At 65.0% G+C, this 14,999-nt stretch carries 14 protein-coding genes; 1 reads left to right on the forward strand and 13 read right to left on the reverse strand.

Annotated elements, in window-relative coordinates; all coding sequences use genetic code 11:
- Positions 1–71 precede the first annotated feature (71 nt).
- From J3R73_RS04830 to J3R73_RS04845, 4 genes are all read right to left on the reverse strand, one after another.
- On the reverse strand, positions 72–533 hold the full coding sequence (locus J3R73_RS04830; protein ID WP_307423099.1) for a DUF4279 domain-containing protein: 462 nt from the start codon (positions 531–533) through the stop codon (positions 72–74).
- Between the two features lie 174 nt (positions 534–707).
- Positions 708–2,186 carry a COG3904 family protein gene (locus tag J3R73_RS04835; protein WP_307423101.1) on the reverse strand — a complete coding sequence of 493 codons (1,479 nt, stop codon included), beginning with the start codon at positions 2,184–2,186 and terminating at the stop codon, positions 708–710.
- Positions 2,187–2,468: 282 nt separating this feature from the next.
- Positions 2,469–3,038: a methyltransferase family protein gene (locus J3R73_RS04840; RefSeq protein ID WP_307423104.1), complete on the reverse strand. Its 570-nt coding sequence runs from the start codon at positions 3,036–3,038 to the stop codon at positions 2,469–2,471.
- Between the two features lie 399 nt (positions 3,039–3,437).
- Positions 3,438–3,668 (reverse strand): hypothetical protein, encoded by a 231-nt coding sequence (locus J3R73_RS04845; RefSeq protein WP_307423106.1) that lies wholly within the window; start codon positions 3,666–3,668, stop codon positions 3,438–3,440.
- Here J3R73_RS04845 and J3R73_RS04850 point away from each other — a divergent pair.
- Complete coding sequence (locus J3R73_RS04850) at positions 3,662–5,083, forward strand: mannose-1-phosphate guanylyltransferase/mannose-6-phosphate isomerase (protein WP_307423109.1); 1,422 nt, start codon at positions 3,662–3,664, stop codon at positions 5,081–5,083. The genes J3R73_RS04845 and J3R73_RS04850 overlap by 7 nt on opposite strands.
- Positions 5,084–5,323: 240 nt before the next feature.
- Here J3R73_RS04850 and J3R73_RS04855 read toward each other — a convergent pair whose 3' ends face one another.
- The 9 genes from J3R73_RS04855 to J3R73_RS04895 all read right to left on the reverse strand — a co-directional run bounded on the left by J3R73_RS04855 (position 5,324) and on the right by J3R73_RS04895 (position 14,907).
- Positions 5,324–6,094 (reverse strand): SDR family NAD(P)-dependent oxidoreductase, encoded by a 771-nt coding sequence (locus tag J3R73_RS04855; protein ID WP_307423112.1) that lies wholly within the window; start codon positions 6,092–6,094, stop codon positions 5,324–5,326.
- Positions 6,095–6,243: 149 nt separating this feature from the next.
- Positions 6,244–7,245 carry an ABC transporter ATP-binding protein gene (locus J3R73_RS04860; RefSeq protein ID WP_307423113.1) on the reverse strand — a complete coding sequence of 334 codons (1,002 nt, stop codon included), beginning with the start codon at positions 7,243–7,245 and terminating at the stop codon, positions 6,244–6,246.
- Positions 7,246–7,279: 34 nt separating this feature from the next.
- Positions 7,280–8,110 (reverse strand): carbohydrate ABC transporter permease, encoded by an 831-nt coding sequence (locus J3R73_RS04865; RefSeq protein ID WP_307423115.1) that lies wholly within the window; start codon positions 8,108–8,110, stop codon positions 7,280–7,282.
- Positions 8,111–8,114: 4 nt separating this feature from the next.
- Positions 8,115–8,978, reverse strand: coding sequence for a carbohydrate ABC transporter permease (locus J3R73_RS04870; RefSeq protein WP_307423117.1), 864 nt, complete (start codon positions 8,976–8,978; stop codon positions 8,115–8,117).
- A gap of 168 nt (positions 8,979–9,146) precedes the next feature.
- The gene (locus J3R73_RS04875; protein WP_370879843.1) at positions 9,147–10,463 is read right to left on the reverse strand and encodes an ABC transporter substrate-binding protein; all 1,317 of its coding nucleotides are present in this window, start codon (positions 10,461–10,463) and stop codon (positions 9,147–9,149) included.
- 155 nt (positions 10,464–10,618) lie between these two features.
- Positions 10,619–11,578 (reverse strand): sugar-binding transcriptional regulator, encoded by a 960-nt coding sequence (locus J3R73_RS04880; protein ID WP_307423119.1) that lies wholly within the window; start codon positions 11,576–11,578, stop codon positions 10,619–10,621.
- A gap of 193 nt (positions 11,579–11,771) precedes the next feature.
- Complete coding sequence (locus J3R73_RS04885) at positions 11,772–12,203, reverse strand: MarR family winged helix-turn-helix transcriptional regulator (RefSeq protein ID WP_307423122.1); 432 nt, start codon at positions 12,201–12,203, stop codon at positions 11,772–11,774.
- 49 nt (positions 12,204–12,252) lie between these two features.
- Positions 12,253–13,026 (reverse strand): ferredoxin--NADP reductase, encoded by a 774-nt coding sequence (locus J3R73_RS04890; protein ID WP_307423124.1) that lies wholly within the window; start codon positions 13,024–13,026, stop codon positions 12,253–12,255.
- Positions 13,027–13,266: 240 nt separating this feature from the next.
- The gene (locus tag J3R73_RS04895; protein ID WP_307423127.1) at positions 13,267–14,907 is read right to left on the reverse strand and encodes a mucoidy inhibitor MuiA family protein; all 1,641 of its coding nucleotides are present in this window, start codon (positions 14,905–14,907) and stop codon (positions 13,267–13,269) included.
- Positions 14,908–14,999: the final 92 nt, after the last annotated feature.

The following is a 14,999-nucleotide window of genomic DNA, read 5'->3' on the forward strand; positions in this document are numbered from 1 at the left end:
CGAATGCCGGCGGTTCCTCGCATGGCCGTTGCTTTGATTGTTATTCAAATCGGGCAGCAGGACAGAACGCCCTACTCGTCGCATCCTTCGTCTCGAGTCTTGGGGTACTCGTCGATATCGATCGTGCCGCCTGAAAGCTCGATATCTCGTTTACACTGTTCACTGACGACAGGCAGTCGGTCGCCGGCATCATTGTCCCAGTAGCAGAATATTCGGAAGCGTTCGCCCCTCGACTTGAGCAGGTCCGCCAGGGCCGGCCTGGGCAGCCGAAGCCGGTGAAGAAGGTGGGAGATGTGGGGCGTGAGTTCGTCTGCTCGAACATGTGATCTGCTTTGGATGCTCCATAGTCCCGTTGCCCCCAGTCTGATGCGTCCTGACGGGGTTGCGAATGGAAGTCCCTTCCTTATCGCTTTGTCTGGCTTGCAGTCGAAATAGGCGGTCCAGAAATCCGGATCCAGATTGTCGCCTTGGACGCAAGCCGACGCGTGGGCGAGGCGGTAGTCCTTGCCTGCCGATGTCGGAGTGGATGTCATGCTCGGCTCCCGTGGTGGAGAATTTCGATCCTGACCAGTTGACCCGGCCACAACCCCATCCTTCGTCATCTTTCTGGTCGGCATACAGCCGAGCCGGAGCGGATCACTAATTTAGCTCTCCGGTATGAAATGCATTTTTCGATTCCGGGCGATTCGGTCTGAAGAAAGAGCGCTCTACTCCGCGCCGCGCACGCTGGTGGCGAGACTTGGAATGAAGCGGCAGGCCTGGCGGTCCTGGTGCCTCGTTACGAAGGCGATCTCGTCGCCGGCACCGGCATGGAGATTGTGCGGGATCAGGACCGACTGGCGCGTGCCGAACATCGCCGGGCTGTCGACAATCACCCCCACGCGTTCGTAGCCGAAATATTTCGGATCGGCGCTCAGGCGTAATTGATGCTCGACCCCGGCGAGCACCAAGCCGGCGGGGGCCAGCGGAAAGACCACCATGATCCGTCCCTTCAGCCGCATGCCCGCGACAGGGATGGTATCGATACCCGTGCAGCGTTGCGGTCGATCCCGGACCGTAGCTCCGTGCGGCGGATCCTTGTGACGGAGGGGCTGGACCGGCGCCGCAACCACCAGCGCCATCTTCTTGCTGGTGGTGCTGGCGGACGGCGAGCCCGCATCGGGCGTGACCGGCTCGGGCTTGGCGGGCGCCGAACGGGCCTTTTCGACAGGAGGGGCCGGCGCGGCGGCCTCTATCGGGCGCGGCACGGGCGGGGTGATCGCGAAGGACAGCGGAGGCACAGACCAATCCGGGTAAAGCGCGGTATAGGAAACCGGCAAGTGCTGGATGATCGTGATTGGTGGGTCTTTCGCCGGCGGGTGGGAAGTCGTGCCGGCGGGCCGGGAGGTTCCGTCCTGCCAATGGTCACCCGAGGCTTCCTGGTGGATCCATCCCGAAGCGGGGACCGCTGGTTCGAGGAGGGCATGGGTCGGATGCCCCAGCGCGTCGATAAAGGCTTCCGGCGAGAAGCGATCGGTGGCAAGGCCGGTCGAATCGAGCTCGGCCATCGTCATCCAATGGACTTGCTCGGGCGTGGCTTTATGCATGAGCGCCACGAGATCGCCCCGGATGCCCATCGTTCTGAAGTAGGCAGCCCATCTGTCGTAGCTGCCGCTGCGAGGCGCCCCTTCGGTCGAATAGCTCGACAAGACCTTGCTTCGATAGCCCATGCGGCGGCCCAGGGGGTCCACGACCGGAACGTGCTCGATTTCCTCATGAACGATCGTCGCGCTCGCCTCGTGCAGGCCCACCCCGACATCATAGGACACGATACGCCTTTCGCCGGCGGCCAGGATGTAGACGCAGGCCGAGGCGCAGTAGGCCGCGTTGCCGTGCGGCTCGCCCAACCGGCCCGTCAGGGCGCCCTCCCTGCAGGTCTTGTCCCCTTTCGGGCAGGCTTGCAGCCATGTGGCGCTGACGGCGACGTCGAGATGGCGCTGCCTTATCATGTGCCCGATCTTGAGCGCACTCTCGATCAGGCCGCCGTTGGACACGATGAGGATGGGCAGTTTCCGCGGCGCCATCGCAGCGAAAGCGCGCTCGAAGAGTGCAGGGGTGTCCGCCGTGATCCGTCCTTCCGCCGAGATCCACGCCGCGCAGCCGGGTGCGCATCCAGCTTCGTCGCTGTGGACGATGATCACCCGCATCGGCGGGCCTTCCGGCCCGTGCGTCACCGTGAACAGATCAGGCCCCGCCGGAAGATTCAGCGTGTCCGCATAGGTGGCTCCGCCGCACAAGCCGAGCAGCAGGACGAGCGCATGCAGATATCTGATCATCGAAATGCAATCGAAATGTGCACCCTTGCCGTTCGCGCGAACGATTCCGGATGGCGGACAGTCGGATCTGCAGACGATGAATTTCGTGCGTGCTTCGTCAAGCGGGAGAGCGCGCGATCCGTCATCACATAACGTTGATCGCAGGGGTGAAGGTCAGCCGAAACGTAGGAACGGCACCAGCATCGGCACGCGGCGGGCATAGGAATCATAGGCTTCGCGGCCGAGATCCTCGCGCAGGAAGCCCTCCTCGAGCCGGGCCTTGACGATGATGCCGGCCAGGATGATGACGCCGCCGCCGATGCCGAGGAGACCGCCCTTGATCAGGACGGTGGCGAGGACGGCGAGCAGCAGCCCGGCATAGATCGGGTGGCGCACCAGCCCGTATGGCCCGGTGTCGACGATGTGATGGTCCGGCTTGATGGTCACCGAGCTCGACCACAGCCTGCCCAGATGAAGGCGGGCCCACCACGCGAAGGCGAAGCCGGCAGCGGCGAGAAGCACCAGCAGCCAGGCTTGTACATGACCCGGCCACCACAGATGCATGGCCCACGCGCTGTGCGCGGGAACCGCCAGGAGGAGGCCTCCGGTCAGGAGGGCCATGCGATAAATGGCCGCATTCCGCGTGGTCTCGATGCGGGTCGGGCGGCTGGCCCAGCGCGCCGCCACGAGCCAGGACAGGGCCCAGGCAACCCAGAGGCCGATGAGGACGATGCCGGGATGCATGGGTCCCTCCGTTGCGGCAGGCGGCCGGCGGCGGCCCCACTGCACCGTCCGGACTCTCGTGGAGAAATCACGCCGGTTCAAGGCGCAATTCCGGCAATTTGTGCAGTGCATCAATCGCCTGCGACTGTCCGCCCGTCCGGAGAATGACGGGCGGGGGAGCGGTCGGAAGGCGGGTGGGCCTCCGTTTGCACCGACCGGCCCGGCGGCAAAGGATTAAATGGCATGGGAATTGCCGAGCGGGCGGCTGAGAACTTCAACGTTTTTCCATGGCATCGGGCGCTGCGAATAAAGCGCCAGTCGAACCGCGGGCCCGATGTATAACAGCGTCCCTTGCGGGTATAAAGGCGAAGTATAGTTCTGTTGAAAAAGTCGTCCGGCTCTCCCGTCCTCGGACGGATTTCAAAAATGGGATTTTTCGCCAATCCAGCACGGCGCAACTGGGCCACCCATTTCCGGAATGGCATCGTCCGGCGCAAAGGGTATTGCCATCGGCTTTGGAGACTGATGCAATACAGATGCCTTAATTTCGTGCCAGACAGATTTTTCCTGGAAATGGCGGATGGCATCGTTTCGGCCGGCCGGGAAAAATATGGGGCGACCCTGCTCTCCAACATGGGTGATAAATGTCATCTCTGATCGTTCCTTTGATCGTGTGCGGCGGCTCAGGCACCCGGCTCTGGCCGGCCTCGCGTGCCAGCCGTCCCAAGCAGTTCCTGCCGCTGTTCGGGGACCTCTCCACATTTCAGGAAACGGTCCGCCGCGTCAGCGAGCCCTCTGTGTTCGGGCGCCCGGTCGTGGTGACCAACCACGACCATCGTTTCCTCGTCGCCGACCAGCTTCTGTCGATCGGCGTCGAGGCCGACATCGTGCTGGAGCCTGAGGCGCGCGATTCGGGGCCGGCCATCGCGGTCGGCGCAGCCTTCATCGCCGAGCGCGACGGCGATCGGACCCTGGTCCTGGCGCTCGCCGCCGACCACCGCGTCAGGGACATCGAGGGTTTTCTCGGGGCCTGCATCGCCGCCCGCGCCGCTGCCTCGAAGGGGCAGATCGTCACGTTCGGCGTCACGCCCGATCATCCGGCGACCGGCTATGGCTATATCGAGGTCGGCGAGGAAGTGGCGGACGGCGTCCTGGCCGTGCGGCGCTTCGTCGAAAAGCCCGACATCGAGACCGCCACGCGCTATGTGCGCGAAGGCTATCTGTGGAACTCCGGCAATTTCATGTTCCAGGCCGCCGCCCTGCTCGCCGAATATGCCACGCGCGAGCCCGCAACGGTCGCCGCCGCCAAGGAGGCCGTGGCCGACGCCGCCCGTGACCTCGGCTTCGTCCGCCTCGATGCCGAGGCCTTCGCCCGCTGCGGCAAGCGCTCCATCGACTACGCGGTCATGGAGAAGACGCAGCATGCGGCCGTCGTCCCCGCGACCTTCGACTGGTCGGATGTCGGCTCCTGGAGCGCCGTACGCGATCTCTCCCCGCAGGACGAGGCCGGCAATGCGCAACTCGGCAAGGGCGTGTTCGTCAATGCCCGCCGCAATCTCGTCTCCTCGGAAAGCCAGCTCGTCTGTGTCGTCGGCCTCGACGATCTCGCGGTGATCGCCACGGGCGACGCCATCCTGGTGGCGCGGCGGGAGGATGCCGCCGGCGTGAAGGCCCTCGTCGAAGGCCTCAAGCAGACCCATGGCAAGCTCACGCAGGAGCATCTGCAGGCCTTCCGCCCCTGGGGCAATTACCGCTCGCTCGATCTCGGGCCGCGCCATCAGGTCAAGCGCATCGTGGTGAAGCCCGGCGGGCAATTGTCCCTGCAGAAGCACCACCACCGCTCGGAGCACTGGATCGTGGTGCGCGGCGTCGCCACCGTCAGCGTGAACGGCGAGATCAAGACGCTGCACGAGAACGAATCGACCTATATCCCGATCGGGGCGACGCACCGGCTGGAGAATCCCGGCAAGATCGACCTCGAACTCGTCGAGGTGCAGACCGGCAGCTATTTCGGCGAGGACGACATCATCCGCCTCGCCGACGTCTACAACCGGGCGGCATCCTGAGCGGATGACGGCCGGCCGGAGGGTCGATCACCGATCGACCTCTTCCCTTTCGGCACGCTCTGCGTTTCCGAGAAGGGCGATCGGTGATCGCCCCTCCGTCCGTGCCATTCCTTGACACGGGTTGCGGCCTGAAGAGGGGACGTCCGACCACCGTCGGAGGGTGATCACCGATCGACCTCTTCCCTTCCGGCACGCCCTGCGTTTCCGAGAGGGGCGATCGGTGAGCGCCCCTCATCGCCATCACCAGCAGGTGTAGCCGCCGTCGGCGAGCACGATGGAACCGGTGAGCAGGCTGGCGGCGTCCGAGGCGAGGAAATGCACGGTGGAGGCGATCTCGTCGACCTCGCCGAGGCGTCCCATCGGCGTCATGTCCAGCCAGGTCTGGAACATCGCCGCGTTTTCCTTGGCGAAGGCGGTGAGCGGCGTGTTGATGTAGGTCGGTGCCACCGCGTTGACGCGGACCCCGCGCGTGCCCCATTCGGCGGCAAGCGACTTGGTGAGGTGATGCACGCCGGCCTTGGATGCGTTGTAGTAGGACTGTTCCTGCGGCTTGTTGACGATGAAGCCGGACATCGAGCCGATATTGACGATCGATCCCTTGCCGGCGGCGAGCATATGCTTGCCGAAGGCTCGGCAGCACCAGAACACGCCGTTGAGATTGACGTCGATCACGTTGAGCCAATGCTCGTCGGCGACGTTCTCCGCCGGGGTCATCGAGCGGGCGATGCCGGCATTGTTGACGAGGATGTCGATCGGCGCCTTGGCCGCGAGGTCGTCGGCGACCTTGGTCACCTCGTCGGGCTTGGTCACGTCCATCTTGACGATATCGACGGCATAGCCCTTGGCGGCGAGCGCAGCCTGCCCTTCCGTCGCCACCGCCATGTCGAAATCGGCGATCACGACCTTGGCGCCGGCTTCCGCCAGCGCCTCGGCGCAGGCCAGGCCGATGCCGCGTCCGCCGCCGGTGACGAGTGCGTTGCGTCCGGTAAGATCAAGCTTCTTCATATACATGGCTAGGCCCTTTCACGCGCGGTCCGATGCCGCGGATCGTCATGGAAGCAGCGCCGCAGAATCGGCACCGCTTCGTTTCTTGCAGCAGTCGCGAGGCCCGTTCGTCAAGGCGGCGCAGGGGGGCGGAGCGCCGCCGCCCGAAGAGAGGGTCACCGGATGGCTTTTCCCGTCTCGTCGAAACGATGGAGGCGCTGAGGCTGCGGCGTCAGGAAGATGATGTCGCCGGTTCCCAGGCTGAATTCTCCGGGGGCCCGCGCGGTGATGCGGCCGACATCCTCGACGTCGATGTGGAAGAAGGTGTCCGAGCCCAAATGCTCCGAGATCATGATTTCGCCTTTCCACTGCCCCTCGGTCGGCGAGAGATCGATGTGCTCGGGCCGAATGCCGATCGTCGTCGCGTTATAGGCCTCGACGGATTTCGGCTTGATCAGGTTCATCTTGGGCGAGCCGATGAAGCCGGCCACGAAGATGTTGTTCGGCTTGTTGTAGAGGTCCAGCGGCGTGCCGACCTGCTCGATGTTGCCGGCGTTCAGCACGACGATCTTGTCGGCCATCGTCATGGCTTCCACCTGGTCGTGGGTGACGTAGATCATCGTCGTCTTCAACGACTGATGCAGCTGGGTGATTTCCAGGCGCATGTTGACGCGCAGCGCCGCGTCGAGGTTCGAAAGGGGCTCGTCGAACAGGAAGGCCTTGGGCTCGCGCACGATGGCGCGGCCGATGGCGACGCGCTGGCGCTGGCCGCCGGAAAGCTGTCGCGGCTTGCGATCGAGGTAATTGGTGAGGTTCAAGGTCGCCGCCGCCTTCTCGACCTTGCGGGCGATGACGTCCTTGGGCTCGCCCGCCATCTTCAGGGCGAAGGCGATGTTGTTGCGCACGCTCATATGCGGATAGAGCGCGTAAGACTGGAACACCATCGACAGGCCGCGCTTGGCCGGCGGCGCGTCGGCCATGTCGACGCCGTCGATCCGGATCTCGCCCGCCGTGACGTCTTCCAGGCCGGCGATCAGCCTGAGCAGGGTCGACTTGCCGCAGCCTGACGGGCCGACGAAGACGACGAACTCGCCCTCTTCGATGTCGAGGTCGAGCGAAGGAATGATCACCACCTCGCCGAAAGCCTTCCGGACCTTGCGAAGATTGAAACGACCCATCACGCCACTCCCCAATTGATGATTTTATTTTTGATCATTTTACCGCTCCGAAGGTCAAGCCGCGGACGAGCTGCTTCTGCGAGAACCAGCCGAGCACGACGATCGGCAGGATGGCCAGGGTCGAGGCCGCCGAGAGCGTGGCCCAGAACAGGCCCTCCCGGGCGGAATAGCCGGCGATGAACTGGGTCAGAGGCGCAGCGTCGAAGGTCGTCAGGTTGATGGTCCAGAAGGCTTCGTTCCAGGCGAGGATGGTATTGAGGAGCAGGGTCGAGGCGATGCCCGGCACGGCCATCGGGGCGAGGACATAGATGATCTCCCGCCAGAGCGAAGCCCCGTCCATGCGTGCGGCCTCCAGGATCTCGCCGGGGATCTCCTTGAAATAGGTGTAGAGCATCCACACGACGATCGGCAGGTTGAGCAGGAACATCACGATGAGCACGCCCCACCGGTTGTCGAGCAGGCCCAGATAGTTGAACAGCAGGAAGATCGGCATCAGGGCGCCGATGGCCGGCATCATCTTGGTGGAGAGCATCCAGAGCAGCAGGTCCTTGGTCTTCCTGCCGGGCGCAAAGGCCATGGCCCATGCGGCGGGAACCGCGAAGACCAGGCCGAGCAGGGTCGAGCCGATCGACAGGAAGACGGAATTCCAGGCCGCGAGGAAATAGTTCGACCGCTCGAGGATCTCCGCATAATTCTCCGTGGTCCAGTGGAAGAACAGGAAGACCGGCGGCATGGCGCTGGCGTCGCCTTCCGTCTTGAAGCTGGTGATCACCATCCACAGGATCGGAAAGAACACGATGAGGCCGGCGAGCCACGCGGCCGCGGTCACCAGGATTTTGCGTCGGGTCGAGACTGCGCGCGCCATGACGTCAGGCCTCCAGGTTCTTGCCGATGAGACGGACGAGGAACATCGCGACGATGTTGGCGAGGACGACCGCGATGAGCGCGCCGGCCGAGGCGCCGCCGATATCCGATGCCTGCTGCGTGAGATAGACCAGATAGGGCAGGTTCGAGGTCGAGGGGCCGCCATTGGTGGTGACCTTGATCTCGGCGAAGGTGTTGAGCAGGAAGATCGTCTCGATCAGCACCACCACGGTGATGGCGCGCGAGAGGTGCGGCAGCACGATGTAGAAGAAATAGGAGAGCGGCTTGGCGCCGTCGAGCTGCGCGGCTTCCTTCTGCTCCTCGTCCAGGGACTGGATCGCCGTCAGCAGGATGAGCGTGGCGAAGGGCAGCCACTGCCAGGCGACGATCAGGATGATCGACAGCAGCGGGTAATTGGTGAACCAGATCACCACCGGCAGGTGCAGCGATTGCGAGATCCAGGTGAAGAGACCCGAATCCGGATTCATGAACAGGTTCTTCCACACCAGCGCCGAGACGGTCGGCATCACGAAGAAGGGGGCGAGCACCATCAGGCGCACGATGCCCTGCCCGAAGAAGGGCTGGTCCATCAGGAGGGCGAGCAGGACGCCGCCGACGACGGTGATGACGAGGACGCTGGCGACCAGGGTCAAGGTGACGATCAGGGCCTGGATGAAGGCGGGATCGGTCAGGAAGTAATAATAATTCTCCCAGCCTGACCAGTCATAGGTGTCGAGGTTCTGGAGATCGTAGCGGTGGAACGAGAACCAGATGGTCATCACCAGCGGGACGATCATCCAGATGAAGAGCATCAGCACCGAGGGCGCGACGGCTGCCCGGGCCAGCAAACGCGTCTGCTGCGTCGCCATTCGAAATCCTCCCCATGACCGAAACCTTGATGGTCTGTTCTTGACGGGCTGCCCTTGGCTTGGCCCGCGATTGGCCTCGATCCGCCTCGGCTCGAAAGAGGCTGCCCGTTCCGGAGAAGGGGCAGCCCAGTGTCGGGAGGTCGGGATCGTCCGTTCCGCGAGGCGGGTCTACTTGATGTAGCCGGCCTTCGTCATGGTGCGCGTCGTACTGTTCTGGGCGGAGGCGAGGGCGGCATCCACGGTGGTGCTGCCGGCGAGGGCCGCCGAGAACTGCTGGCCGACCGTGGTGCCGATGCCCTGGAACTCGGGAATGGCGACGAACTGCACGCCGACATAGGGCACGGGCTTGACGGTCGGATGGGTCGGATCGGCGGACATGATCGAATCCAGCGTCAGCTTCGCGAAGGGAGCTGCCTTCTGGTATTCGGGGTTGGCGTAGAGCGACTTGCGCGTGCCGGGGGGCACGTTCGCCCAGCCTTCCTTCGAGGCCACCAGGTCGATGTAGTGCTTGCCCGTCGCCCAGGCGATGAACTTCTCGGCCGCCTCGATGTGCTTGGAGCTCTTCGGGATGGCGAGCGACCAGGCCCACAGCCAGTTGGCGTTCTTGCCGAGGCCGTTGTTCGGCGCCAGCGCGAAGCCGACCTGGTCGGAGACCTTGGACTGCTTGGGATCGCTGACGAAGGAAGCGGCGACGGTGGCGTCGATCCACATGCCGCATTTGCCGGAATTGAACAGCGTCAGGTTCTCGTTGAAGCCGTTGGACGAGGCGCCGGGCGGGCCGGCATCCTTCAGCAGCTTGACGTAGAAGCTGAGCGTGTTCTTCCATTCCGGCTGGTCGAATTGGGGATGCCACTTCTCATCGAACCAGCGGGCGCCGAACGAATTCGACATCGCGGTGATGAAGGCCATGTTCTCACCCCAGCCCGCCTTGCCGCGCAGGCAGATGCCGTAGGTGCCGGTGGCCTTGTCGGCGATCTTGCGCGCCGCGTCGGCGACGAAATCCCAGGTCGGGCTTTCCGGCATGGTGAGGCCGGCCTTGGCGAACAGGTCCTTGCGATACATCACCATCGAGGATTCGCCGTAGAAAGGCGCGGCGTAGAGCTTGTCCTCGTAGCTGAGCCCGGCGCGAATCGGGGTGAGGAGGTCGTCGACGTCGTAGTCGGCGCCGAGCTTGTCGAGCGAGACCAGCCAGCCCTTCTTGGCCCAGATCGGCACTTCATAGGTGCCGATGGTGAGGACGTCGAACTGGCCGGCCTTGGTGGCGATGTCGGTCGTCACCTTCTCGCGCAGCGCGTTCTCCTCCAGCGTCACCCAGTTCAGCGTGACGTCCGGATTGGCTTTCGTAAAGTCGTCCGTCAGCTTCTGCATGCGGACCATGTCGCCATTGTTGACGGTGGCGATCGTCAGCGTATCGGCCGCCCAGGCGGAGGCGACGCTGCATGCGAGCGCGCCGGCCAGAGCGAGTAAGGTTTTCGCAGTCTTCACCAGAACCTCCCTTAGAAAAGACGTGCCATTTCGATGCGGCTTATTGGGCGTTGAGCAGGCGCCCAACACCCGGGCATGTTCTCAACGGTGCGACGCCTTGTCAAGCGGGGTCCGGGAACATCTTTGGCTGCGCTGCAACAATCCGGGCCCGGCGATCAGTTCTGGTCGAGGAGAGCGAGCGCGGTATGCTCGTCGGTGATCAGGCCGGAAAGGAGGTCGCCCTTCAGTGCCGCCCGCAGCGGAGCGACCTTGCGCGGGCCGGCGGCCACGCCGACCACGGGGACGATGCGCGCGAGGTCGTCCGGACGGAAGCCCGGAAGGCGGTTGGTGTAGTCGTTGGACTGGATCCTGCCGTCCCGGTCGAAGGGCCAGGCCGCGATTTCGCCGATGGCGCCGTTCTCGACGAGGTAGCGCATCTCGGATTCCTCGACGAAACCGTCCTGCTGCAGCGGCGAGCCCCAATTGACGTCGCTGACGCCGACATAGATCGCCCGCGCGGTTTCCACCAGCTCGCGGATCCTGCGGTGCACCGGCTGCTGCTGCAGGGTGCGGCAATGCTCCACCGTGCCGGCGACGACCGGCATCTGCAGCGGATAGCATTTGGCCCCCAGCTTGTCGGCGAGGCGCATGGCGATCTCATAGGGGCTGACGCAGCCGTCCCGGGCCGCATTGCCGACGATCGATACCATCTTGAGGTCCGGACGAGAGCGGGCGGAAATCTCGCGCGCCATGCGCAGCAGGGTGCGTCCGGTGGAAAACCCGAAGACGCCCGAACCGCGCTGGCCGAACTGGGCTTCAAGGACCTGCGCCGCCGCCAGCCCGACCGCCGCCAGCGGGTCGTGCAGCCCGTTCGGCACGACCTCGCAGATCGACAGGCCGAAACGGCCCCGCAGATTCTGCGCCAGCGCGGTGCATTCGGCGACGGGGCCCTGGATGCGGAACTCGATCACCCGTTCCGACACCGCGAGCGCGATCAGGCGCTGGACACTCTGGCGGGAGACGTCGAACTGGGTGGCGATCTCGTCCTGCGTGGCGCCATCGATGTAATAGAGCCAGGCTGCACGCGTCGCGAGGTCCAGCTTGCGGCCCTGGAGTTCGCCGACATCGCCGCTCATGCGGTTCCTTCCCTTTGAGTAAATGCTCGCGTCATATGCGAAAGCTCAATTGTTGCGCGTAGCATGCACTCATGGCCGCGCTGCGCAAGCTTCCAATGGCGCAAATAATCGATTTATCGTCGCCTTTGCTACTCCCGGCTCCCGCCTGTGGGGGAACGGCCGCCTTCCGTGTGCCCGATATCGCGCGATCTGATCAGCGCAACCGCGCGAGCAGCGACAGCAGGATCTTCCGCTCGGCCTCGTCGAGAGGGGAGAGAGTCAGCCGGGAGATCTCCAGGGCGACGGCGGCGAGACGTTCATAGAGCGCGCGGCCGCCCGGCGACAGCGAGAGGGCGAGGCGGCGGCGGTCGTCCGGATCGGGCCTGGTCTCGACGAAGCCACGCTTGATGAGGCGCTCGACCACGCCCTTCACCGTGGCGACGTCCATGGCGGTGAGGCGGCCAAGCATGTTCTGCGAACAGCAGCCGAGTTCGGCGAGCTTGGCCAGGACGGCCCATTGCGTGGGCGTAAGGGATTCGCCGAGATGCTCGGCGAACAGGGCGGCATGGCGCTGATAGGCCTGCCTCAGCACGAAGCCGATCTGATCGTCGAGGATATAGGCCGCGCTCTCCTCTGGATCAGCCACGCCCTTGTCCGCCCCCTTGCAACGCCCGCTTCGTCGACCCCAGGCTGTTCTACCTGTCGACGAACGCTTTTTCGATGACGAAATGGCCGGGCTCGCCGTGATTGCCCTCGACGGCACCCCGCTCCTCGAGCAGGGCCTTCAGGTCGCGCAGCATCTCCGGGCTGCCGCAGATCATCACGCGGTCCTGCTCGACGTCGAGCGGCGGCAGGCCGATATCCTCGAACAGCTTCTCCGACTTGATGAGGTCGGTGATGCGCCCGGTGTTGCGGAAGGCCTCGCGCGTCACCGTCGGGTAATAGATCAGCTGCTCGCGCACGCTTTCGCCGAGGAATTCATGGGCCGGCAATTCATGGGTGATGCGCTCGCCATAGGCGAGTTCCTGCACCTGGCGGCAGCCATGGATCAGCACGATCTTCTCGAAGCGGCCATAGGTCTCGGGATCCTTGATCAGGCTCAGGAAGGGGGCGAGGCCGGTGCCGGTGCCGATGAGATAGAGGTGGCGGCCGGGCTTGAGGTTGTCGAGCAGCAGCGTTCCCGTCGCCTTGCGGCCAACGATGATGGCGTCGCCTTCCTTCAGATGCTGGAGGCGCGAGGTGAGCGGGCCGTCCTGCACCTTGATCGAGAAGAATTCGAGCGTGTCCTCGTGATTGGCGCTGACGAGACTGTAGGCGCGCAGCAGCGGCCGGCCGTTGACCGGCAGGCCGATCATGGTGAACTGCCCGTTCTCGAAACGGAAGCCGGGATCGCGCGTCGTGGTGAAACTGAACAGCTTGTCGGTCCAGTGATGGACGCTGAGGACGCGCTCCTCGTTGAAATTGCTCATGCTGGCCTCGCCGCCGCTACAGTCGATCGTTTGCCGGTGAGATATCCGCAAACATTCTGGCAATCAAATAAATAAACATTTGATAGCGTGAATTGCAGGGGGCTGCGATTTCCCGTCGCGGTATCAGCCGGATATTCGTTCGTATACAAACGAATTGGCGCGAGATCAAGATCCGGCTTGAGGGGCTGTCGGCTGGGAGGGGCGGCGTGCCGCCGCGTATCGGCACGCCGTGCGGGCGGCTCAGTCCAGCGTGATCGATTCGCCCCAGGGCCAGGTCACCCTGTAGCCGAACCTGATGTCCTTGACCTCGCCGGGAGCGAGATCATAGGTCCATACCGCCACGCCGCGGCGGTCGTCGGCGTTCTTCACCGTCGGCGGCGTCATCTGCGGCGAAAGCTCGATGCGGATGGCGCTGTTCTCGCTGACGGGCAGGGCCTCCTCCACGGAGATCCGGATCGGGGTCGGACGGCCGTTGCGCAGCGTGACCTTGTAGTCGCGCCGGTCCGAGCTGGTCGGATGGGCGTTGCCGCTGTCCGATTCCAGCTTGCGCGTCACGACGCGGTCGATCTTGATGCGGTCGTCGACGCCGAAGCCGAGCCGCACCGGCTGGCCGCTTGTGGCGAAGGGCATGTCGGCCTGGCCGGCATAGAGCCCGTCGCGGTAGATGGAGACGCTGCCGGGAAAGAGCGGCGTGTCGTCCGCCAAGTCGAAGGCCGCTTCGATATAGGCAGCTTCCTGCAGGGCCGGGGCGGCCCGTGCCACGACCTCGGGACTGACGGTGAAGGATGCGAGGCGCAGCGACCGGGTCGAGGGGCCGGACTGGATCGATGTCCGCCCCGGGAGCGTCCATGTGCTCTGGAAGCCGGCGATGTCGGTCCTGGCCTCCGTTTCGCGGCCGGGCACCGGCGGAGGCGCGGGTCTGGCAGCCAGGCTCGGCGCGATCGGCGCGCTTGCCGCTTCGCTCTTGCGCGCCTCGGCGCGGGGCGCCGGGACGACGGCGTCCGCCAGGATGTCCGGCGCGAAAGCGACGATCCTGCTGTCCAGCTTCGGCACGCTCGCGCCCGTGGAGGCATGGGCCGTCGAGATCGTCAGGGTGACGTCCCGCCAATCCTCGCCGGTCGATTGGGTGACCCTGGCGCGGCGGATGACTTCGAGCGCGTTCCGGCCCGTGTCGAGCCGCGCGTCATAGAGGGGCGTCCAGCCGGCTTGGGCGACGAGGTAGGAGACGTGCAGCCTGCCTCTCGCCGGCCGGTCCGACGAAAGGGCGATACGCAGCGCGGTTCCCTGCCTGCCCTGCGGGCGGCCGTCGCGCCGTCTCTCGAGGTCGGCGATCTGCTCGTCCACGCCGCGCAGCGTCACCTTGGCCTGGCGGATCGCTTCGTTGACGCCCGTAAGGTCGTCGCCGACGGCGTTCCACGTCGCCCGCAGCGAGGCGGCGTCGCCGCCGTCCTTGCCGGTCGGAAAGCCGGAGGTGCGGGCGAAGCGTTCGATCAGCGCCTGCTTGGCGGTCAGCGCGGCGATCGTCGCGGCGACGGCGTCGCGCCTGTCATGCAGGTCGACCAGCGCCTTGCCCGCGCTCGCATCGGGCTGCGGCACGTCGATCGTCGCCGTGGAAGCATCGATGCCGGCAATCGCGACGCCATCGGCCTCTCCGGCATCGACGCGCAGAGAGCTTGCGTCGATGCCGGGCGGAAGGTCGCGGGCGACCAGGGTCGTCTCGCCGGGCGGCGCGGAAAAATCGATGACGCGGCTCACCGTGGCGCCGTCGGGATAGACAGCCACTGCATCGATCGCCGATCTCACGTCGAGATCGGCCGCAAAGACCGGGGTGGTGCCGAGCAGCAGAAGCGCGGTGACGGCGAGGCGATTGGCGAGACCCATGGCGAAGCTCCGATGAAGGCGCCATCGGAGGGGTCAATTGCGGCGCGAGGGCGGCGGTTCGCGCCTGGGTTGCGACAGGTGTGACCGAAGGA

Source organism: Labrys monachus (assembly GCF_030814655.1).
Classification (GTDB): Bacteria; Pseudomonadota; Alphaproteobacteria; order Rhizobiales; family Labraceae; genus Labrys; species Labrys monacha.